The organism is Leifsonia sp. ZF2019 (assembly GCF_019924635.1).
Lineage (GTDB): Bacteria > Actinomycetota > Actinomycetes > Actinomycetales > Microbacteriaceae > Leifsonia.
In genome coordinates this window covers 3,153,538-3,173,174 of record NZ_CP065037.1, presented here as the reverse complement: position 1 = coordinate 3,173,174, position 19,637 = coordinate 3,153,538, and the positions used below count along the sequence as shown (strand labels likewise).

Here is a 19,637-nt window from a genome sequence, read left to right as displayed (position 1 = left end):
GAGCCCGGCGCGGGATCAGGGGCGAGCGCCCTCCGGCCACGGCACCTCGGCGACGCGACGGTACGAGGTGCCGGAGGCATCCCAGTGCTCCGCCACCGCCGCGAGCCGCCGGGCGAACGCGGGGAAGTCGCGCGCGGCCTCCACCTGCTCGGTGTCGGCGGGGGCCGGGGACCAGCCGATCTCGGCGACGGCGGCCAGCCGCGGGAAGGTCATCTCCTCGGCCTGCTCGATCGTCTCGACCGTCTCGGTCCACAGCGGCGCCTCGACGCCCAGGATGTGGGCGTCCCCGAGTCCCGGCACGATACGCGCCGGGTCCCACTGCAGCGCTGCGGACAGGCTGGTCGGACCGTCGGCCCAGTCCTGACCGATCGCATCACCCTCCGCGTACACGATGTCGAGGTAGGCGACGTCGGCCGGCGACATGATCGCCGCGCCGCCCTGTCGGACGAACGACAGGATGTCCTCCGCCGCGTTCCCGCGGGGCGTGCGGAAGTCCCAGTACTGGCCGACCGTCCCCGCGGGCAGCGCGTCGCACGCGCCCATTTCGTGCCAGCCGACCGGCGTCTTGCCCGCGGCCGCGACGAGCGCCGCGGCGTGCTCGATGAAGCGCACGAAGTCCCCCCGCGAGGTGCTGAGGCACTCGTCGCCGCCGATGTGGAGCAGCCGCCCGGGTGTGAGCGCGGCGACCTCCCCGATGACGTCGGCGAGGAACCGCTCGGTCGCCTCGTCACCCGTGAGCAGAGTGCTGAAGCCGACCGTCGTGCCGGTGTAGAGGTCGGGCGCGTCGCCGTCCGGGTTCAGCTCGGGATACGAGGCCAGCGCCGCGTTGGTGTGGCCGGGCATGTCGATCTCGGGCACGATCGCGATGTGCCGCTCGGCGGCATAGGCGACCAGGCCGCGGTACTCGTCCTGCGTGTAGAAGCCGCCCGCGCCTCCGCCCACCGCCGTCGACCCGCCGATGCGCGTGAGCTCGGGACGCGACAGGATCTCCAGCCGCCAGCCCTGGTCGTCCGTGAGGTGCAGGTGGAGGTGGTTGACCTTCAGGAGGGCGATCGCGTCGATGAACCGTTCGACGTCGCGCACCGGGAAGAAGTGCCTGGCCACATCGAGCATCGCGCCGCGGTAGGCGTAGCGCGGGTAGTCCCGCACCCGCACAGCGTCGATCGTCAGGGGATCGTCGGAGCACGACGCCGGAACGAGCTGGCGCAGGGTCTGCACGCCGTGGAACGCGCCGGCCGCGGTCGCTGCGCCGATGCGCACGCCCTCGGCGGCGACGTCGAGCGAGTACCCTTCCTCGCGGTGCCCCTCCGGACCTTCGTGGTCGGCGACGACGATGGCGATGTCGCCGTACTCCGGCGGCTCGATCACGACGACGAGTTCGCGGCGGCAGTCGCTGCGGAGCGCGTCGCGCAGCAGGGCGGCAACGCTCTCCGCTCCCGCCCCGGCGACGCTGATCCGGGCGGTGGGCCCGAGGACGAAAGGCGCATCGGTCGTGCTCTCGAGCTCGACAGGGCGGGGTACGACCACGGAGGCTCCTAACGCGGCTGGGGACTGCTCGGGTGTCGGCCGCCTCCGTCCACCCCGCCGGGCGGCCACCAGCGAGTATCGCAGCCCTCCTGACCCAGGGGCAAGGGCACGGCACGCACCCGCCTTTGCTATGCTTGCCCACGTCGCGACTGGCGCTCAGATGGTCACCATCGGGGAGCGACGACGGTACCTCGAAAGCATGGGTGGATTCGGCCGCGCGCCTGGGTCGATACGTACGAATGTCCATCCCTGTCCGAAGGAGCCCGTTGTGACCGACACCCTGCCCTCGACCTTCACCGCCCCCCTCGCGGAGGTCGACCCCGAGATCGCGGAGGTGCTGCAGCTCGAGCTCGGCCGCCAGCGCGACTACCTCGAGATGATCGCCTCCGAGAACTTCGTCCCGCGCGCCGTGCTCGAGTCCGTCGGCTCCGTGCTGACCAACAAGTACGCCGAGGGCTACCCGGGCCGCCGCTACTACGGCGGCTGCGAGTACGTCGACATCGCAGAGCAGCTGGCGATCGACCGGGCGAAGAGCCTGTTCGGTGCCGAGTACGCGAACGTCCAGCCGCATTCCGGCGCCTCCGCCAACGCCGCGGTCCTCTCCGCGATCGCGACCCCCGGCGACACCATCCTGGGTCTCGAGCTGTCGCACGGCGGCCACCTCACGCACGGCATGAAGCTCAACTTCTCCGGCAAGCTCTACAACGCCGTCTCGTACGGCGTCGACCCGGAGTCCTTCCTGGTCGACATGGACGTCGTGCGCGACAAGGCGCGCGAGCACAAGCCGCAGGTCATCATCGCAGGCTGGTCGGCCTACCCCCGGCACCTCGACTTCGCGGCCTTCCGTGACATCGCCGACGAGGTGGGCGCCAAGCTCTGGGTGGACATGGCGCATTTCGCCGGACTCGTCGCCGCGGGTCTGCACCCGTCGCCCGTGCCCTATGCGGATGTCGTCAGCTCCACGGTGCACAAGACCATCGGCGGCCCGCGCTCCGGTTTCATCGTGAGCCGCGACACCGAGCTCGCCAAGAAGCTCAACTCCAACGTGTTCCCCGGCCAGCAGGGCGGCCCGCTCATGCACGTCATCGCCGCCAAGGCGACGGCGTTCAAGCTGGCCGCGACCGAGGAGTTCAAGGACCGCCAGGCGCGCACCATCCGCGGCGCCCAGATCCTCGCCTCCCGCCTCACCGCCGACGACTCCCGCGCGGCCGGCGTCGACGTGCTCACGGGCGGTACCGACGTGCACCTGGTGCTCGCCGACCTCCGCACCTCGGAGCTCGACGGCCAGCAGGCGGAGGACGTGCTGCACGAGGTCGGCATCACGGTGAACCGGAACGCGGTCCCGTTCGACCCGCGCCCGCCGATGGTCACCTCCGGCCTCCGCATCGGCACCCCGGCGCTCGCGACCCGCGGCTTCGGCGACACCGAGTTCACCGAGGTCGCCGACATCATCGCCGCCGCGCTCGTGCCGGGTGCCGACACCGCGGCGCTGCGCTCGCGCGTCGACGCCCTCACCGCGGCCTTCCCGCTCTACCCGGGCCTGACCCCCTCCGGACAGGACGCCTTCCCGGTCGAGCTTCCGTCCTCCATCTGACCCGGCCCCACCACTCGAGTACACACAAAGTCGGCGGGAGACCGTCGAGTACGCGGACGATCCGCGTACTCGACGGCCGATCGTGAAGGAGCAGGGAACATGAGCGCGAAGATTCTGGACGGCAAGGCGACGGCGGCCTCGATCAAGAGCGAGCTGACGGAGCGCGTGGCGCGGCTGCGCGAGCAGGGCGTGGTGCCCGGGCTCGGCACCATCCTGGTCGGCGACGACCCGGGTTCGCAGTGGTACGTGGCGGGCAAGCACCGCGACTGCGCGGAGGTGGGAATCGCCTCCATCCGCCGCGACCTCCCGGCCGACATCTCCCAGGCCGAGCTGGAGGCCGTGATCGAAGAACTGAACGCCGACCCCGACTGCACCGGGTTCATCGTCCAGCTTCCGCTGCCCGCGCACCTCGACACCGATGCGATCCTCGAGCTGGTCGACCCCGCCAAGGACGCGGACGGCCTGCACCCGACCAATCTCGGCCGCCTGGTGCTCAACGTCAACCGGCCGATCACCACACCCCTGCCGTGCACCCCGCGGGGCGTCATCGAGCTGATGGAGCGCCACGGCATCGAGCTGAGCGGCAAGCACGTCGTCGTCGTGGGCCGCGGTGTCACCGTCGGGCGCCCCATCGGCTCGCTGCTGACCCGTCGCGAGTACAACGCGACGGTGACGCTCACCCACACCGGGACCGTCGACCTGGACGAGCACCTGAAGCGCGCCGACGTGATCGTCGCCGCGGCGGGCGTCGCCGGCCTGGTCTCGGCGGAGAACGTCAAGCCCGGCGCGATCGTCCTCGACGTCGGAGTGAGCCGCGTGGAGGACCCGGTCACCGGCAAGAGCGTCGTCGCCGGTGACGTGGCCGCCGATGTGGCCGAGGTCGCCGCGTGGGTCTCGCCGAACCCCGGCGGGGTCGGCCCGATGACGCGTGCGCTGCTGCTGCAGAACGTGGTCGAGTCGGCGGAGCGGTCCCTGGCATGAGCGCGGAGGGCGCCGACCGCACGCACCCGGCCGTCGAGAAGGTGGAGGCAGCGCTGCTCGCCGCCGGCGTGGAGCCGCGGGTGCGCTGGTTCGAGGCGGCGACGCCGACAGCCGTGTCCGCGGCCGCGGAACTGGGCGTCGAGGTCGGCGCGATCGCGAACTCGCTGGTCTTCACGATCGACGGCGAGCCGTTGCTCGTGATGACCTCCGGCGCCCACCGCGTCGACACAGCATTCCTCGGCGAGCGGCTGGGTGGTCGCATCCGCCGCGCCGGCCCCGAGACCGTCAAGGCGGCGACCGGCCAGACGATCGGTGGAGTCGCGCCGGTCGGGCATCCCGCGCCGCTGCGCACGGTCGTGGATACCGAGCTCGCGGGCTACCAGGAGGTCTGGGCGGCCGCAGGCCACCCGCACACCGTGTTCCCGACGACGTTCGCCGAGCTCGTGCGCATCACGAACGGCGACCCGGGCCCGGTGGAGCCCCCCACCTCCTGACCCCACCCCTCGCTGAAGTTCACGTCGTTGCGGTCAAAACGCCGGAATGGGCGCAACGACGTGAACCTCGATCAGTGGTCGGCGGTGGGATGAGAGGGATGCGCGTCCCGCAGTCGCAGGTAGGACGACGCGTTCGCGCGGAGACCGGCGCGTTCCTCGTCCGTGAGCGCACGGCGCACCTTGCCGGGCACGCCGGCGACGAGCGATCCGGGCGGGACGATCGTGCCTTCCAGCACCACCGCGCCCGCCGCCACGAGGGATCCGGCGCCGATCACCGCGCCGTTGAGCACGGTGGCGTGCATCCCGATCAGGGCGCCGTCCTCGACCGTGCAGCCGTGCAGCACCGCGTTGTGGCCGACGGAGACGTCCGCGCCGATCGTCAACGGGAAGCCCGCGTCCACATGGCAGGAGACGTTGTCCTGGATGTTGCTGCGTTCGCCGAGCGTGATGTCCTCCGCCTCGGCGCGCAGCACGGCGTTGTACCAGACGCTCGAGCCGGACAGCAGTCGAACGCGCCCCGCGAGGACGGCGCCGGAGGCGACGAAGGCGTCCGCAGCGACGCGGGGGGTCGAGCCGTCGGACAGGGTGACGATGGTCATCCCGTCAGCTTAGCCAGCCTCGGCGGGCCGCTCCCTGCTCTCGTCGACCACGATGAAGCGCTTGCGCACGACGCGCCCGTCGGGGGAGCCCGGCAGTTCGTCGAGCGCATCCCGCACCCGGTTCAGGATGCGCGGCGGGAGCTCCAGGGGCGGTTCGTCGGGCTGATCGATGGTCCCGGGCGGGTAGACGACGCCCGGCTCGCGCGACATCTCGATGTGGGCGCCTCTCAGCTCGCGCACGCGCACCGGCGCCGCGTCGCGGAACCGGATCAGGCGGTCGATGGTGGCCCGGTACTGCCCGGGATCGTGGATGTAGAGGTGCGCGGGAAGCACCGTGTCGCCGGTGAGCAGGATCCCGGTCCGACGGTCGAAGAACACGACGGCGGACGGTTCGTGGCCGGGGCCGCCGATGACGTCGATCGGGCGCTGGCCGAGGTCGTATTCGACGATCTCGTCCGGCCAGGCGCGGAAGCCGAAGAAGGAGATGACCTGCGCCGGCGTCGTGCCGACGACGGTCGTCGCGGGCCGTGCGGCGAGCAGCAGGTCTCCGGCGATGTGATCCCGGTGGGCGTGCGTGTGGGCGACGACGAGCGGATACGGCCGCAGGAACACGGCGGGGTTGCGGCGCAGCCAGGTGTCGGTGAGCCGGTCGATCGTCGTGCGCAGCGGGAACACCGTCTCGTCGCCGGTCGCGCCGGTGTCCAGCAGGAGCGCGCGACGGCGCCCGAACAGCAGGAACAGGAACGGCGCCTCCCAGTGCGACGACTTGGGCTGTCGCAGCTGCACCGTGTCGGCGTCGAGCCAGGTGATCTCGGGATCCGTCATCCGGTCCATGTTCCTCCCGGCCGGTTGCCGGGAGGTTAACGCCGGGTGAGGCCGGCCGTCAGCTCTCGCGACGCGAGCCCTCCGACGGGACGACGGTGAAGAGGTTCGGCTGGCCGAAGCCGTGCTCGGCGAACGCACCGTCGAGCGCGACCAGGACCCGGCTGACGGTGTCTGCCGGGACCAGCGCGATGGCGGAGCCGCCGAAGCCGCCGCCTGTCATGCGCGCGCCGATCGCGCCGTTCGCCTGCGCCGTCTCGACCGCGAGGTCGAGCTCGGGGACGGAGATCTCGAAGTCGTCGCGCATCGAGGCGTGGGAGGCGTCGAGCAGGTCGCCGATGGCGGTGGGCCCCTGCTCGCGCAGGGTCCGGACGGTGTCGAGCACCCGCTGGTCCTCGGTGACGACGTGGCGGACACGGCGGAAGGTCACGTCGTCGAGGATCGCGCGCGCCCGATCGAGGTCCGCGACCGAGACGTCGCGTAGCGAGGGGACTCCGAGCGCGGCCGCACCGGCCTCGCAGGAGGCCCGGCGCTCGGCGTAGCCACCGGTCGCGTGGGCGTGCTCCACCTGGGTGTCGATGACGACGATCTCGAGTCCGGCCTCGGCAAGACCCAGCGGGACGATCTCCGAGTGGAGGGTGCGGCAATCGAGGAACACGGCCGAGTCGGGCTCGCCGAGCAGGGAGGCGGACTGGTCCATGATCCCGGTCGGGGCGCCCACGGCCACGTTCTCGGAACGCTGCCCGACGCGGGCGAGGGTCTTGCGGTCGAGGCCGAGCCGCCAGACGTCGTTGAGCGCGAGTGCGACGGCGCCCTCGATGGCGGCCGACGACGACAGCCCGGCGCCGACAGGGACGTTGGAGTCGATCAGCAGGTCGAAGCCGGGCACGGCGGCCAGGTCGGCGCCGAACTCGCCGAGCGCCCAGGTGACGCCGAGCGGGTAGGCGGACCAGCCCGCGAGGGCGTCGGGCGTGAGCGCGTCGAGGTCGATCTCGACCAGCTCGTCGGCGAAGGTGCTGCCGACGCGCACGGTGCGGTCCTCCCGGAGTCCGAGCGCGGCGACGGTGCGCCGGTTGATCGCGAACGGGAGCACGAAGCCGTCGTTGTAGTCGGTGTGCTCGCCGATGAGGTTCACCCGGCCGGGGGAGGACCACACGCCGTCGGGCCGACGGCCGAACACCTCGGCGAAGTCGTCGCGGACGCCGGAGCGCAGATCGGTCATCGGTCGGCCTTTCGGTCGGAGGTGGTGGCGGGGGTGACGGTGACCAGGCCGGAGATGCCGGAGGGCAGCTCGCCGACCGGGTTCTCTCGGTCGGCCCGCGCGACGGCGTCGCGGAGGGCCTCGGCGGCCTTCTCCGGCGGGACGTCGCCGATCCAGGCGCCCATCGCGGCTTCGGAGCCGGCCAGGAACTTCAGCTTATCCGCGGCACGGCGGGGCGAGGTGATCTGCAGCATGAGACGGATCTCGTCGCGACGCACGTCGACCGGAGCCTGGTGCCAGGCCGCGATGTACGGCGTGGGGGAGTCGTAGAGAGCGTCGACGCCGCGCAGCACGCGCAGGTAGAGCGTCGCCAGTTCGTCGCGCTCGGCGTCGTTCGTCTCCGCGAAATCCGCGACGTGGCGGTGGGGGAGCACGTGGATCTCGACGGGCCAGCGGGCGGCGAACGGCACGAACGCCGTCCAGTGCTCCCCGGCGAGCACGACCCGCTCGGAGGCGCGCTCGCGTTCGAGGATGTCGGCGAAGAGCGTGGGGCCGTACGCGTCGAGCGAGCGGATCAGCGCGCTCGTCCGCGGGGTGATGTACGGGTACGAGTAGATCTGCCCGTGCGGGTGGTGCAGGGTGACGCCGATCGCCTCCCCGCGGTTCTCGAAGGGGAACACCTGGCGGACGCCCGGCAGCGCGGACAGCACCGCGGTGCGGTCGGCCCAGGCCTCGATAACGGTGCGGGCGCGGGACGGCGTGAGACTCCCGAACGAGCCGCTGGTCGCCGGGCTGAAGCAGACGACCTCGCAGCGGCCGACGGAGGTGCGCGTGCGGCCGAGACCGACCTCGGCCAGGTCGTCGAGACCGAGCGGGGCGTCGGCGTCCTCCAGCAGCGGACCGAAGGACGGCGACTTGTTCTCGAAGACGGCGACGTCGTAGACGCTCGGGATCTCCGACGGGTTGCTCGGGGTGGCCGGAGCGAGCGGGTCGAGCTCGGCCGGCGGCAGCATGACGCGGTTCTGGCGGGCGGCCGCGATCGACACCCACTCGCCGGTGAGCGGATCCTGGCGCATCGTCGCCGTCGCGGGACGGGGTGCGGGCTCGCGCAGGTCGGGCGCGCGGTCGGGAGCCAGTGTCGAGTCCGCGTCGTCGTAGTAGATGAGGTCCCGGCCGTCGGAGAGGACGTGCGGGCGCTTGGTGATGGAAGCCATGCCAGCCTTTCGATTCCGAAAGCAAATGTACCGATTAGCTTTCGTATTGACAACCAAACGCAAGCAGAACAGCATAAGGCGTATGAGCGAATCGCCGCGCGACCCGCTGCCCGCCGCCCTCCGCCGTGAGCGGATGCTCGACCTGATCGGACGTGCCGGCTTCGTGAGGGTCAGCGAGCTGAGCGAGGCGTTCCAGGTCTCCGACGTCACGGTGCGCAGCGACCTCGACGCTCTGGACGAGCAGCAGAGCATCCGGCGAGTCCACGGTGGCGCGGTGCTGCGCGGCGCCGGGATGCGCGAAGCGAGCTTCGAGGAGGCTCTGGAAGCCTCCGCCGACGAGAAGCGCGCGATCGGCCTCGCTGCGGCGTCGCTCGTGACGTCCGGCAGCAGTGTGCTCCTCGACGTCGGCACGACCACCGCGGCCATCGCGCGCGCCCTCGTCGACCGGGAGGAACTGACCGACGTGACCGTGATCACCAACGGCCTGACGATCGCGCTCGAGCTGGAGCGCGCCATCCCGCGCTTCCAGGTCGTCGTCACCGGCGGCACCCTGCGGCCGCTGCAGCACTCGCTCGTCGAACCGCTCGCCTCCAGCCTGCTCGAGCGTGTGCACGCGGACCTCGCGTTCATCGGCTGCACCGGAGTCCACCCGAGCGGCGGGATCACCAACGTGAACCTGCCGGAGGCCGACCTCAAGCGGGCGATGGTGACCACCGCAGAGCGGGCGGTCGTGGTCGCGGACGGCTCCAAGCTCGGCCGGACGCACCTCGGACGCATCGCGGGGGTCGACGAGGTCGCCGCCCTCATCACCGGCGCCTCGGCGTTCTCCCCTCAGCTCGCCGCCCTGCGCGGGGCCGGGCTGCCCGTGACCGTCGCCGCGGGCCTAGGCTGAGCCCATGCGAGCACCCACCGGCGATCAGTACGACCTCGAGTTCGGCGATCTCACCGCGACCATCACACAGGTCGCGGCGGGCATCCGCACCCTCCGCTATGCGGGCGTCGACCTGACGGAGCCGTTCGCGGAGGGGGCGACGCCGCCGTCCGCCGACGGGATCGTCCTCGTGCCGTGGCCCAATCGTGTGAAGGACGGCCGCTGGGAGCTCGACGGAACGGCTCAGCAGCTCGCGCTCACGGAGCCCGCGCTCGGCAACGCGAGTCACGGCCTCCTGCGCTTCTCGCCCTACACCCTGGTCGCCCGCACCGATTCCTCCGTCACGCAGGCGGCGACGATCTACCCGCAGGCCGGGTACCCGTTCCTGCTCGACACCGTGGTCGAGCACGAACTCGACACGGAAGGCCTCACCGTCACCCACACCATCGCGAACGCCGGTGAGCGGCGTGCGCCGGTCGCGATCGGCGCACACCCCCAACCTGCGCATCGGAGACGTGCCCGCCGACCAGCTCACGATCACCGTCGCGGCCGCCACACGCTACGAGACCGACGACCGCCTGAACGTGACGGGGACGGCCCCGGTGGCCGGAACCCGTTTCGACCTCTCCGCCGGCGTGCGCGTGAGCGACCTCGACGTCAACGACGGGTTCGGCGGCCTCGCCGAGCGGCCGGAGCACGCCCTCGCCGCCGACGACGGCCGCCGGGTCGTGCTCTGGAGCGATCCCGCGTTCGCCTACGTGCAGGTCTTCACCCACCGTTCGTTCGCCACGAAGGAGCCGGGCGACGTGGCGCTCGCCGTGGAGCCGATGACCGCGCCCGCGAATGCGCTGAACTCGGGAGAGGGTCTGCGCTGGCTCGAGCCGGGCGAGGAGTGGACGGTGCGCTGGGGGATCCGGCCGGAGGGCTTCGCCGGGTCGTCCTATCTGGCCAGCTGGGGGTAGAGCGCGCGCACGTCCTCGTGGAGCTTGGACTTCACGTGCCGGGCGACATCGCCGACGATCGCCTCCGCCTCTCCGGCCAGCACGGCCTCGAGCGCCTCGTCGACGACCTGCGTCGGCGGTACCTTCACGCCCTCCGCCCCCGCCGCCATCTCGGTGTCGACGTAGCCGACGTGCACCCCGACGACCTGGATGCCCGCGGGTGCCAGCTCGACGCGCGCCGAGTTGCTGGCGGACCACAGGGCCGCCTTGGTCGCGCTGTAGGAGCCGAGCGCCAGCCAGCTGAGCGCGGAGTGCATGTTCACGATCGCGCCGCCGCCGTTGCGCTCGATCGCCGGCGCGAGCGCGCGGGTGACGAGCACCGGACCCCAGAAGTTCGTGTCGAACTCGCGGCGGATCTCCTGCAGGTCGCCCGAGACGAGCGACTGGTTGACGGCGATGCCGGCGTTGTTGACGAGCACGCTGATGTCGGATGCGGTTTCGGCGGCGCGGCGGATGCTCTCCGGGTCGGTCACATCGAGGGCGAGCGGGACGACGCGCGGGTCGCGGACGGCCACGGTCTCGGGCCGGCGGGCGGCAGCGTAGACCTTCGCGGCCCCGCGGTCGAGCAGACCGGTGACGAAGGCGGCGCCGAGTCCGCGGTTGGCGCCCGTGACGAGGGCGATGCGTCCGTTCAGGTCGGTCATGAGTCGGTCCTCCAAAAGTAAACTGATCGGTGTACTCGGCTATGTAAACAGATCGGTTTACTTTGCGCAAGCGGGCCTCTAGAATCGCTGGATGACCTCCACAGCCGATGCCGCGCCCGTCACGCCGCCCGCGCCCCGGCCCAAGCCGCGCGAGCGGGTGCTCGCCGCCGCCGCCCGCCTGTTCATCGGCGAGGGAGTCGGCGCCGTCGGAGTGGACCGCATCGCGCAGGAGGCCGCGGTCTCCAAGCGCTCGATCTACCAGCACTTCGACGGCAAGGACGCGATCGTCGCCGAGATGCTGCAGGAGTACGGTCCGCGGGTGGTCGCCGGCTACTTCACGGAGGACGACAGGCGCTCCCCGCGCGACCGCGTCCTCCACGTCTTCGACGCCCTGCACGAAGCCGCGCGCTCCAGCGATTTCTACGGCTGCCCGTTCGTCAACGTGGCCACCGAGCTCCGCGATCGCGAGCACCCGGCCGCCCACGTGGCGCGCCACTTCAAGGGCCGGCTCACGGACTTCTTCCAGCGGCAGGCCGAGGCGGCGGGCGCCGCGGATCCGCACCTGCTCGCCGTCCAGCTCACGCTGCTCTTCGACGGCGCCTCCGCGAGCGCCGCACTCTGCGGTGGAACCCCGCTCGCCGCCCGCCGGGCGGCGGAGCAGCTCTTCGACGCCGCGGTGGGGAGCACGGCCCGCGCGTGATCCCGCGCGGTCGGGCTACGGCGCGATCGACAGGAAGATGAAGGCCGCGAACAGGATCAGGTGGATGCCGCCCTGCATCCGGACCGCGCGGCCGGGCATGAGTGTGAGGATGCTCACCGCGACCGTCAGAGCCAGCAGCACGATCTGACTGGCACCGAGCCCGAGATGCAGCGCGCCGGGCAGCCAGATCGAAGCGACTGCGATCGCGGGGATCGTGAGTCCGATGCTCGCGATGGCGGAGCCGAGCGCCAGGTTGAGGCTGGTCTGCATGCGGTTGCGCTGTGCGGCCTTGGCGGCGGCGATGCCCTCCGGGAGCAGCACCAGGAGCGCGATGATGACACCCACGAACGACTGCGGCAGGCCGATCCCGGTCACGGCGCGTTCGATCGGCGTCGACTCGAGCTTGGCGAGCCCGACCACCGCGACCAGGGCGACCAGGAGCAGCGCGACGCTGATCAGCGCGGTCCGGGTGGAAGGGGGCTCAGCGTGGCTGTCCTCGTCGTCGGTCCCGTCGTCCGTGTGAGTGACCGGCAGGAAGAAGTCGCGATGCGCGAAGGTCTGGGTGAAGACGAACATGCCGTAGAGGGCGATGGAGGCGAGCGCCGCGAACACGAGCTGGCTGGGTGAGAACTGCGGACCGGGGGTCTCGGTGAAGGTCGGCACCACCATCGTCAGCGTCGCCATGGCGGTGACGGTGGCGAGCGCCGCGCTGCTGCCCTTGGCGTTGAACGAGGACATCGTGCCGCGGCTCGAGCTGAGCAGCAGCGAGAGGCCCACGATGCCGTTCATCGTGATCATCACGGCCGAGAAGACGGTGTCGCGGGCGAGGGACTCCGAGTCTTTGCCGGTCGTCATCAGGGTGACGATCAACGCGACCTCGATCACGGTCACGGCGACCGCCAGCACCAAGGAGCCGAACGGCTCGCCCACGCGGTGGGCCACCACCTCCGCGTGCTGCACCGCGGCGAGGACCGTGCCGCCCAGCACGAAGGCGATGAGGACGACCGCCCACGGCTGCAGCTCCACGGTCCAGAACAGGGCGAGCACCACCACGCCGATGATCGGGACGACGACCGCCCAGTAGCGGATGAGCCAGGACATCGTCGCTTTCATGGGTCCATCCTGCCAGGGTGCACCTCCACGGCGCAGGGGCGAGCAGGCATCGAACCCGCGAATCCCGGCCTGCACGGCGTGCTGTCCGGCCGAGCGCCGCCACTGCTGGTGGGATGGGCGCATGGCCCGTTACCGGATCGACTCGTCCCGTCCCGCCTCCCGCCTGGCCGCCGCCGCGCTGGCCGCCGGAGCGCTCGTCCTCACGATCGCCGGCTGCTCGCCCGCGGCGTCTCCCACGTCGACACCGGCGGCGTCGACGTCGACGTCCACGCCGACGGGTACCTCCACCCCGCGCCCCACCGGCACCAGCACGTCCGCACCCGTCGACGGGCAGTGCGACACGGCGTCCCTCTCGGGCAGCATCCAGCCCGGGGGAGGAGGAGCGGCGGGCAGCGTGGAGGTGACGCTCGTGCTCACCAACAACGGCGCCACCGAGTGCGCGCTGCAGGGCTGGCCCGGCGTGTCCTTCGTGGGCGACGGCAACGGCACCCAGCTCGGCGCCGCAGCGGACTTCGACCGGAGCACGCCCCACCCGACCGTGACGCTGCAGCCGGGAGGAACCGCGCAGGCGCCGCTCAAGATCGTGCAGGCGCTCAACTACTCCGCTTCCGACTGCAACCCCAAGCAGGCCGATGGATTCCGCGTCTACCCGCCGGGATCCACCGCATCGCTGTTCGTGAAGGACGCCGACGTGACGGCCTGCCAGTCGAACTCGATGTCGCTGCTCACCGTGGGAGCCCTCGTCCCGGGAGCCTGACCCGCTCGGATACGCTGGTGCGGTGCATCCCGCCGCAGCAGCGCGCCGTCCCGGCACCCCGTCCTGGCTGATCCGCCTCGTCGTCGTCACCGCGCTCGTCGGAGTCGGTGGGGGCATCGGCGGCGGCCTGGTCTACCTCGCGCTGCACGGCATCCAGCACCTCGCCTTCGGGTACTCGGAAGGCTCGTTCCTGGAAGGGCTGCTCGAGGCGCCGCCGGTCAGCCGCGTCGTCGCCCTGGTCGTGGCGGGTGTCATCGGCGGTGTCGGCTGGTGGCTGCTGCGCCGGTGGGGGAGCCGGCGCCCCGACCACGCGGTCGTCTCCGTGGAGGCGTCGGTCGGGGGCCGGCGCATGCCCGTCGTCGTGACGCTGATCAACGCGGGCCTGCAGATCGTCATCGTCGGGCTCGGTGCCTCGATCGGCCGGGAGGTGGCACCGCGCGAGGTGGCGGCGCTCTGGGCCGGCTGGCTCGCGGAGCGCGCGGGGGTCTCGGCCCGGGAGCGCCGCATCCTCGTGGCGTGCGGCGCCGGCGCCGGCCTCGCCGCCGTCTACAACGTGCCGCTCGGCGGGGCCGTCTTCGCCGTCGAGATCCTCCTCGCCGAGGTGAGCTTCGCCACGGTGCTGCCGGCGCTCGCGACGTCGGCGATCGCGGCGCTGGTCGCGCGCGTCGTGGTGCCGGCGAATCCGCTCTACGCGGTGGAACAGGTGCCGCTCACGCCGACGATCGTGGCCTGGTCGGTGCTGGCCGGTCCCGTGCTCGGCTTCGCGGCGGTCGGCTTCGTGAAGCTCGCCGGGTTCGCGCAGCGGCACCGCCCGACGTCCTGGGGCATCCTGATCGTGATGCCGCTCGTGTTCGCTGCGGTCGGCGTGGTCTCGCTGTGGCTGCCCGCCGTCCTGGGCAACGGGCGCTCGCTCGGCCAGCTGGCTTTCACGGCGACGCTTCCCGTGCTGCTCATCTTCGCGACCACCGTCGTCAAGACGGCGGCGACCGTCGGAACGATCGGCGCCGGCGCGGCGGGCGGGACGCTGACGCCGTCGCTCGCCATCGGGGCCGGTCTGGGGCTCACGATCGGAGCGGTTTGGAATCTCGCGTGGCCCGGCGCCCCCCTGGCGGGTTTCGCCCTGATCGGCGCGGCGGCCTTCCTCGCGGTGACCATGCGGGCGCCGTTCACCGCGCTGGTGCTCGTGATGGAGTTCACGAACCAGGGCCTCCAGCTCCTCGCGCCCCTCATGCTCTGCATCGCGGGAGCCGTGGCGGTGGGCTACCTCGTCGAGCGCGGGCGCGTCACCGGCGTCGCCTAGCGATGACGAACGGGCGGCCCGGCGTGCTGGTGCATGCCGGGCCGCCCCTCCTGCGCTGAGGTGTCGCTCAGCTGGTCCGCGAGCCGTCCGAGGCCGCTGTGCGCTGCCGTCGGCGGAGCAGGCCGACGGTCGTGACGGTGATTCCGCTCAGGAGGAGCGCACCGGCGCCGACGAACGGCAGGGCCAGGTCCGACCCGGTGCGTGCGAGCGCGTCCGCCGATCCCGACACGGTCGACGCGCCCGTCGTGCCGCTCCCGGAGGTTCCCGATCCTGTCGGGTCTCCCGTTCCCGGCGCGCTGCCGTCGTCGCCTCCTCCGGTGCCCGGCTGGCTGGCCACGGCCGCGGTGAAGGAGACGCCGAACGGGTTCGGCGCCTTCTTGGCGTCCATGCTCGCTCCGGTGGAGTACCACCACGATCGCATCGAGGGGTCGAACCAGTCGATGAACTCGGCCGGGTACGACGAGGCGCTGGCGCCGTAGGTGCGTCCCGCGTAGTCGGGCGTCGCGGTCAGTGTCACGTCGTCTCCCGCGCGCTGCGCCGCGGTTGCGCCGAAGGTCGCCACCACCACGCGGCGGTAGCCGTCGCTCGTCGTGTCGGCAGCGACCGACCACGCCACGTCCATGCTGAGGCTGCCGGACCCGTCGGCAGCGACCGTCAGGATCGGGTTTCCGAGCGTCGAGACGACCTCGGGGGCGAGCGCTGCGTAGTGGCGGAATCGGAAGCCGTCGGTCCACGCGATCGAGGTGGCTCCGGTCGCGGGGTCCGTCCACCCGGTCCCTCCGGTGAACACGAAGTCGTCGCCGGCCAGCTCGACGGATCCGAGCGCCTCCCGCGTCCAGGCCTTCGCATACTCGTTGAACGACCAGCTCAGGCGGGCGTTCGCGACGGTCGCGGCTCCCGCCGGGGAGGTCGACGCCGACCCGGCGGCGGGCCCCGCCCACGGCTCGTTCTCCGGGGTCTCGGGCGGTGTCGTGTCGTCCTGTCCGGGCGTCACGGGCTGCGCGGTGATCGCCGGGGCGGCGCCCGAGCGCGAGATCACGCTCATCCGCGCCTGTCCGTACGGGTGGGTGGCATAGAGCGTCGCGCCGTCGCCGCTCACTCCCAGCGCCCAGACGTCCGCGTTCCCGGCACCGGTGCCCGCGGTGACGCCGAGCGCGGTGAAGTCGAGCGTGTGCGACACGGACCAGGTATCCGGGCTGATCACCGAGAGCGAGTTCGAGAACCCGTTGAGCGTGTAGACCTCGTGGGTGGCCGGATTCACCTCGATCGCCCGGGCCGTCTCGCCGACGACGATCGGCGAGCCGAGTCGCTTCGTGGTGGTGGTGTCGATCGCGACGACGCGGTCCTCGTCCCAGCTGTCGGCGAGGGTGGACTGGACGACGACGTAGAGCTTCGCGAGCTGCTCGTCCACGGCGAGGCGCGCCGGGCGCCCGCCGAGCGCCGTGCCGTCGTAGGCGAACGAGCTGATCGGGATGTTCAGACTGTCGATCCAGCGACCCGACACCGTGCTGAAGCCGGTCACGACCTTCGCGCGGCCCTCCGCGATCCAGATCATGCGGTTCGTCGAGTCGTACACCGCGTCCTTCAGCAGCGGGTAGGCCTGCGTGGAGATCGGTATCTCCGAGCCGACGGTGCCGGTGACGGGGTCGACCGGCGTGAGACCGTCGTCGAGCACATAGAGCATCCCGCTGTCGGTGTCCTGCACCAGCCCGCCCGCGTAGGTGGGCAGGCCCGTGACCGTGCGGGTGACGGTGCCCGTCGCCGTGTCGACCACCGAGAGGACGCCCTTCCCGTAGTGCAGGACGAAGAGCGTCGAGCGGTCGGCGCTGAGCACGACGTTCTCGGGCGCGGCGGTGCCGAGCGGATACGCGTCGGGACTGGGCGTCCGCGTCGCGGTGTCGAGCCAGGTGACGGCGCCCGGGTCGCTCGAGACGGGCACATACACACGGCCGCGCTCGTCGTCGACCGCGAGACTGCGCGTCGTGGCGCCGACGGCCACCGTGGACTCGAGGGTGTAGGCGCCGGGGTCGGCGGCGGCCGTCGCCGCGCTGGGGGTGCCGGCGAACGTGCCGACGGCAGCGATTCCGAACGCCGCGACGGCGGCGCTCCACAGGCGGATGGATCGTGACATGAGGATAGAGGGCTCTCGCTTCGGGAGGCGGCCGAGCGGCCGGGCTGGTGAAACTTAGGGTTACCTAAGTGAGGTTAGCCTATCCTTAACATACCGTCCCCGTCCATCCACGAATCCCGCCTTCAGCACCGGGAGCGTGAGTGCGGAATCGGCACGAATGTCGCGAAAGAACGCCCGGGACTCACGATTCGGCACGAACGTCGCGAGGGATTGCGGGGAAGAGAGGTGGGCCCGGTGGGGCTCGAACCCACGACCCGCGGATTTTCTGAACGTCGATATCGGCAGAGCGCAGCCGACCTCACATCGCTGTCCTCGCGCGGAAGTAGGGATGATCCTGATATCACCCGATCTGCCCGAATCTCAGCGAAAGTGATGGGTAAGTGATGGGTCAGGCGAGCGCCATCGACAGGGCCGCCGCAGCGTCGCTACCGCCCACCTTCCGGCTCATGTAAATGTCCTGGGTCAGCGACGGCCGCTTGTGGCCGAGATACTCGGCGATCTCGCGCGCGCTGAGGCCGGCCTTGTCAAGGACGGTCGCCACGTACTTCCGGAAGCTGTGCGGCGTGCTGCCCGCGGCGCCCACTGCGTCGCGGTGCTCGCGCCAGTCGGCCAGCGTGTTGTTGGGGTCGCGGAGCTTGCCAAACATCGACGGGAACACCAGATCCGTCGACGAACTGACTCGCCGCTGGAGCAGCATGTTGACGACACGAGCCGGCACGATGATCGTGCGCTCGCCGGCGTCCGTCTTAGTGTGAGGTTGGCGGAGAAGTCCCTGGCCCTTCACGCGGACCACATTCGCGCGCACCGAGAGCGTGCCTGCCTCGATGTCGACGTCGGGCCACTCGAGCGCAAGTGACTCGGAGATCCGTAAGCCGGTGCCCGCCCAGAGCTCCACGAGGTCCACCAGGTCGAGGCGCCGCAACTCCTCATCGGCGGCGACCGCTGCCAGGATCTCGGGCATCGCATTGATCGGGATCAGCTTGGCGCCCTCGTTCTTCCGGCTGATCGAGCTGACCTCGCGGACGGGGTTGATCTTCCCTGCGCCAGAGCGGACGGCGAGCCCCATCATGCCGCTGAGTACGCTCCTGCAGGTCTTCGCTGCCCCTTTGCCGCGGGCCTCAGCCACTTTCACGAGGAACCGGTCCAGACGTTCGGTGCTGGCCTCTCGCACGCGCAGAGCGCCGATTTCGGGGACGATCGCGGCGGTGATCGCCCATTGGTAGGAGTCGAGAGATCTGGGTGCGAGGTTCGCGGACCGCTTGGTGTCGATGAACTTCTTCGCCAAGTCTTCCAGGTGCGTGTCGCCGGTGATGCTCGCGGAGGTGGGCGTTGGGATGTTGACCAGGGCTTCCTTGAGCGTGTTCTCCGCTTTCGTGCGAGTCGACCCGCTTCGCTCCACGAGCCGAAGTTTGCCGTCATCGAATCGGTAGCGGGTGCGAGCTCGCCAACGCCCGGGCCCCAGCTCGGTGGTGCTGATCGCGCCGTAGCTATTGATTGGAAGCGGAGGCCGACCCATCGATGTCCACCCCCTCGCTCAACATCGCCTGACGGGCGCTCTCGAATTGATCGCCAACCATCTCGAGCTGCAGGTTGAGCTCGTGTAGGCGCTGGCCCTTCGTTGCCGTATCCAAGGAAGGGTCGCTCGTCACGGCTTCCTTCGCTCGCAGGAGGTCCGACAGCATCCGCGCGGTGCGGTCGTAGTTGCGAATGCCCAGGAGCCGGCGCGATGAAGCGGCGGTGGATTTGGTCGTCTGCGAGTTCATCGGACCTCGTGCGGGCCATCCTGACATCCAGTCGAGCAACTCCGCGATGCTCCGATCGCCGCCGGTGGTCTCGATCGTGTCGCGCGGCCGGCTTGTGTCGAAGATCAGAACGGCCGGGGGCACGCCCAAGGCCCACGCGATTGCGAGGAGCTGGCTCAGGGGGATATCTCCGCGACGCCCCGACTCAATGTTGGCCACCACGGAACGCGTCAGCCCAGCGCCGGACACCTCGGCCAATTTTTCGGCGCTCATTCCGTGCTCCTTCCGAAATGAAGCGATGCGCTGGCCGATGCCGTTGAAGTCGAGTTCGATCACTTGACACATTCTGCCACTTCTTGTGTTCCCAAGAAACACCTGATACTGTCCGTGGAGACACGAAATCAAATGATTGGTGTTACGTAGACACAGAGGAGTTGCTATGGAGACTGCGGTACGGCAGTACGACTCGGTAGATGACCTTCCGGCTCTCGCCACCGTCACGGTCCTGACCGCGTTCTTGGACGTCTCGGTCGCGACGCTCGCGCGATGGAGGCAGAAGCGGATGGGACCACCGTGGGTCCGCGTCGGCGGCTCGGCGGTTCGGTACCCCCGCGAGGGCATCCGGGAGTGGCTGGCCGCGAACGAGCACGGCACGGTCCAGGAGGACAAGTGAGCATGGCGGGTCCGGGAGCCGGAGAGGCGCGCTTGACGCTCGAGCTTGACGGAGAGATCTACCCGAGCCGTGCGCTCGCGATCGGGCCGGAGACGGCGCCCGAGCGCTTACTGGCCGCCCTTCCGCTGCTCACGGCGGCCGCAGATCAGCAATTGCGGCGTCACATCGCGTGGGTGGCAGCCGAAGCAAAGAAGAAGGCCGCCGGGGTTGAGCCGGCGGCCGAATGATCCCTGGGAAGGAACTTCATCGTGCAAAGCCTAGTTGAGGACCGAC

General features: G+C 70.9%; 20 protein-coding genes, 1 pseudogene and 1 riboswitch. Of the genes and pseudogenes, 11 read left to right on the top strand and 10 right to left on the bottom strand.

Annotated elements, in window-relative coordinates; translation table 11 throughout:
* Positions 1-15: 15 nt before the first annotated feature.
* The gene (locus IT072_RS15640) at positions 16-1,527 is read right to left on the bottom strand and encodes a beta-N-acetylhexosaminidase (protein ID WP_223357775.1); all 1,512 of its coding nucleotides are present in this window, start codon (positions 1,525-1,527) and stop codon (positions 16-18) included.
* 135 nt (positions 1,528-1,662) lie between these two features.
* Positions 1,663-1,761: riboswitch (ZMP/ZTP riboswitch) on the top strand.
* Positions 1,762-1,795: 34 nt separating this feature from the next.
* On the opposite strand from IT072_RS15640, the gene glyA reads away from it, so the two are divergent.
* The 3 genes from glyA to IT072_RS15625 all read left to right on the top strand — a co-directional run bounded on the left by glyA (position 1,796) and on the right by IT072_RS15625 (position 4,596).
* Positions 1,796-3,121, top strand: a complete 1,326-nt coding sequence (gene glyA / locus IT072_RS15635; protein WP_327058916.1) for a serine hydroxymethyltransferase — start codon at positions 1,796-1,798, stop codon at positions 3,119-3,121.
* 99 nt (positions 3,122-3,220) lie between these two features.
* Entirely contained in the window at positions 3,221-4,102 is an 882-nt protein-coding gene (locus IT072_RS15630; RefSeq protein WP_223357774.1) for a bifunctional methylenetetrahydrofolate dehydrogenase/methenyltetrahydrofolate cyclohydrolase, read from the top strand.
* Positions 4,099-4,596: a YbaK/EbsC family protein gene (locus tag IT072_RS15625; RefSeq protein WP_223357773.1), complete on the top strand. Its 498-nt coding sequence runs from the start codon at positions 4,099-4,101 to the stop codon at positions 4,594-4,596. Before IT072_RS15630 ends, IT072_RS15625 begins: the two co-directional genes overlap by 4 nt.
* A gap of 71 nt (positions 4,597-4,667) precedes the next feature.
* Here the strand turns inward: IT072_RS15625 and IT072_RS15620 are convergent, their stop codons facing one another.
* The 4 genes from IT072_RS15620 to galT are packed head-to-tail and all read right to left on the bottom strand — an operon-like array spanning position 4,668 to position 8,432.
* Positions 4,668-5,195 (bottom strand): gamma carbonic anhydrase family protein, encoded by a 528-nt coding sequence (locus IT072_RS15620; protein ID WP_223357772.1) that lies wholly within the window; start codon positions 5,193-5,195, stop codon positions 4,668-4,670.
* 9 nt (positions 5,196-5,204) lie between these two features.
* Entirely contained in the window at positions 5,205-6,020 is an 816-nt protein-coding gene (locus tag IT072_RS15615) for an MBL fold metallo-hydrolase (RefSeq protein WP_223357771.1), read from the bottom strand.
* A gap of 58 nt (positions 6,021-6,078) precedes the next feature.
* Positions 6,079-7,239, bottom strand: a complete 1,161-nt coding sequence (galK, locus tag IT072_RS15610; protein ID WP_223357770.1) for a galactokinase — start codon at positions 7,237-7,239, stop codon at positions 6,079-6,081.
* Positions 7,236-8,432 (bottom strand): galactose-1-phosphate uridylyltransferase, encoded by a 1,197-nt coding sequence (gene galT, locus IT072_RS15605; protein ID WP_223357769.1) that lies wholly within the window; start codon positions 8,430-8,432, stop codon positions 7,236-7,238. Before galT ends, galK begins: the two co-directional genes overlap by 4 nt.
* A gap of 82 nt (positions 8,433-8,514) precedes the next feature.
* On the opposite strand from galT, the gene IT072_RS15600 reads away from it, so the two are divergent.
* The 3 genes and pseudogenes from IT072_RS15600 (at position 8,515) to IT072_RS21315 (ending at position 10,265) form a co-directional block, all read left to right on the top strand.
* The gene (locus tag IT072_RS15600) at positions 8,515-9,324 is read left to right on the top strand and encodes a DeoR/GlpR family DNA-binding transcription regulator (protein ID WP_223357768.1); all 810 of its coding nucleotides are present in this window, start codon (positions 8,515-8,517) and stop codon (positions 9,322-9,324) included.
* 4 nt (positions 9,325-9,328) lie between these two features.
* Positions 9,329-9,739 (top strand): annotated as a pseudogene (locus tag IT072_RS21320) (aldose epimerase family protein); the annotation flags it as partial.
* Positions 9,740-9,761: 22 nt separating this feature from the next.
* Positions 9,762-10,265 (top strand): hypothetical protein, encoded by a 504-nt coding sequence (locus tag IT072_RS21315; protein ID WP_327058915.1) that lies wholly within the window; start codon positions 9,762-9,764, stop codon positions 10,263-10,265.
* Here IT072_RS21315 and IT072_RS15590 read toward each other — a convergent pair.
* Positions 10,244-10,948: an SDR family oxidoreductase gene (locus IT072_RS15590; protein ID WP_223357767.1), complete on the bottom strand. Its 705-nt coding sequence runs from the start codon at positions 10,946-10,948 to the stop codon at positions 10,244-10,246. The genes IT072_RS21315 and IT072_RS15590 overlap by 22 nt on opposite strands.
* A gap of 91 nt (positions 10,949-11,039) precedes the next feature.
* Between IT072_RS15590 and IT072_RS15585 the strand changes: the two genes are divergently transcribed.
* Positions 11,040-11,648: a TetR/AcrR family transcriptional regulator gene (locus IT072_RS15585; RefSeq protein ID WP_223357766.1), complete on the top strand. Its 609-nt coding sequence runs from the start codon at positions 11,040-11,042 to the stop codon at positions 11,646-11,648.
* Positions 11,649-11,663: 15 nt separating this feature from the next.
* Here the strand turns inward: IT072_RS15585 and IT072_RS15580 are convergent, their stop codons facing one another.
* On the bottom strand, positions 11,664-12,761 hold the full coding sequence (locus IT072_RS15580) for a calcium:proton antiporter (RefSeq protein WP_223357765.1): 1,098 nt from the start codon (positions 12,759-12,761) through the stop codon (positions 11,664-11,666).
* A 121-nt stretch (positions 12,762-12,882) separates the two neighbouring features.
* Between IT072_RS15580 and IT072_RS15575 the strand changes: the two genes are divergently transcribed.
* Both IT072_RS15575 and IT072_RS15570 read left to right on the top strand, forming a co-directional pair.
* Positions 12,883-13,518, top strand: coding sequence for a DUF4232 domain-containing protein (locus IT072_RS15575; RefSeq protein ID WP_223357764.1), 636 nt, complete (start codon positions 12,883-12,885; stop codon positions 13,516-13,518).
* A 22-nt stretch (positions 13,519-13,540) separates the two neighbouring features.
* Positions 13,541-14,818 (top strand): chloride channel protein, encoded by a 1,278-nt coding sequence (locus IT072_RS15570; RefSeq protein WP_223357763.1) that lies wholly within the window; start codon positions 13,541-13,543, stop codon positions 14,816-14,818.
* A gap of 67 nt (positions 14,819-14,885) precedes the next feature.
* Here IT072_RS15570 and IT072_RS15565 read toward each other — a convergent pair whose 3' ends face one another.
* From IT072_RS15565 to IT072_RS15555, 3 genes are all read right to left on the bottom strand, one after another.
* On the bottom strand, positions 14,886-16,949 hold the full coding sequence (locus IT072_RS15565) for an HtaA domain-containing protein (protein WP_223357762.1): 2,064 nt from the start codon (positions 16,947-16,949) through the stop codon (positions 14,886-14,888).
* A gap of 388 nt (positions 16,950-17,337) precedes the next feature.
* On the bottom strand, positions 17,338-18,348 hold the full coding sequence (locus IT072_RS15560; RefSeq protein WP_223357761.1) for a site-specific integrase: 1,011 nt from the start codon (positions 18,346-18,348) through the stop codon (positions 17,338-17,340).
* 88 nt (positions 18,349-18,436) lie between these two features.
* Complete coding sequence (locus IT072_RS15555; protein WP_223357760.1) at positions 18,437-19,027, bottom strand: helix-turn-helix domain-containing protein; 591 nt, start codon at positions 19,025-19,027, stop codon at positions 18,437-18,439.
* A gap of 103 nt (positions 19,028-19,130) precedes the next feature.
* On the opposite strand from IT072_RS15555, the gene IT072_RS15550 reads away from it, so the two are divergent.
* Both IT072_RS15550 and IT072_RS15545 read left to right on the top strand, forming a co-directional pair.
* Entirely contained in the window at positions 19,131-19,364 is a 234-nt protein-coding gene (locus tag IT072_RS15550) for a helix-turn-helix transcriptional regulator (RefSeq protein WP_223357759.1), read from the top strand.
* A gap of 32 nt (positions 19,365-19,396) precedes the next feature.
* A complete protein-coding gene (locus IT072_RS15545; RefSeq protein WP_223357758.1) occupies positions 19,397-19,591 on the top strand; it encodes a hypothetical protein in 195 nt (64 codons plus the stop codon).
* The last annotated feature ends 46 nt before the right edge of the window (positions 19,592-19,637 follow it).

Coding starts and splice junctions, on each gene's coding strand:
- IT072_RS15630 (WP_223357774.1), top strand. CDS start 3,221: ATGAGCGCGAAGATTCTGGACGGCAAGGCGACGGCGGCCTCGATCAAG.
- IT072_RS15625 (WP_223357773.1), top strand. CDS start 4,099: ATGAGCGCGGAGGGCGCCGACCGCACGCACCCGGCCGTCGAGAAGGTG.
- IT072_RS15620 (WP_223357772.1), bottom strand. CDS start 5,195: ATGACCATCGTCACCCTGTCCGACGGCTCGACCCCCCGCGTCGCTGCG.
- IT072_RS15615 (WP_223357771.1), bottom strand. CDS start 6,020: ATGACGGATCCCGAGATCACCTGGCTCGACGCCGACACGGTGCAGCTG.
- galK (WP_223357770.1), bottom strand. CDS start 7,239: ATGACCGATCTGCGCTCCGGCGTCCGCGACGACTTCGCCGAGGTGTTC.
- galT (WP_223357769.1), bottom strand. CDS start 8,432: ATGGCTTCCATCACCAAGCGCCCGCACGTCCTCTCCGACGGCCGGGAC.
- IT072_RS15600 (WP_223357768.1), top strand. CDS start 8,515: ATGAGCGAATCGCCGCGCGACCCGCTGCCCGCCGCCCTCCGCCGTGAG.
- IT072_RS15590 (WP_223357767.1), bottom strand. CDS start 10,948: ATGACCGACCTGAACGGACGCATCGCCCTCGTCACGGGCGCCAACCGC.
- IT072_RS15585 (WP_223357766.1), top strand. CDS start 11,040: ATGACCTCCACAGCCGATGCCGCGCCCGTCACGCCGCCCGCGCCCCGG.
- IT072_RS15580 (WP_223357765.1), bottom strand. CDS start 12,761: ATGAAAGCGACGATGTCCTGGCTCATCCGCTACTGGGCGGTCGTCGTC.
- IT072_RS15575 (WP_223357764.1), top strand. CDS start 12,883: ATGGCCCGTTACCGGATCGACTCGTCCCGTCCCGCCTCCCGCCTGGCC.
- IT072_RS15565 (WP_223357762.1), bottom strand. CDS start 16,949: ATGTCACGATCCATCCGCCTGTGGAGCGCCGCCGTCGCGGCGTTCGGA.
- IT072_RS15550 (WP_223357759.1), top strand. CDS start 19,131: ATGGAGACTGCGGTACGGCAGTACGACTCGGTAGATGACCTTCCGGCT.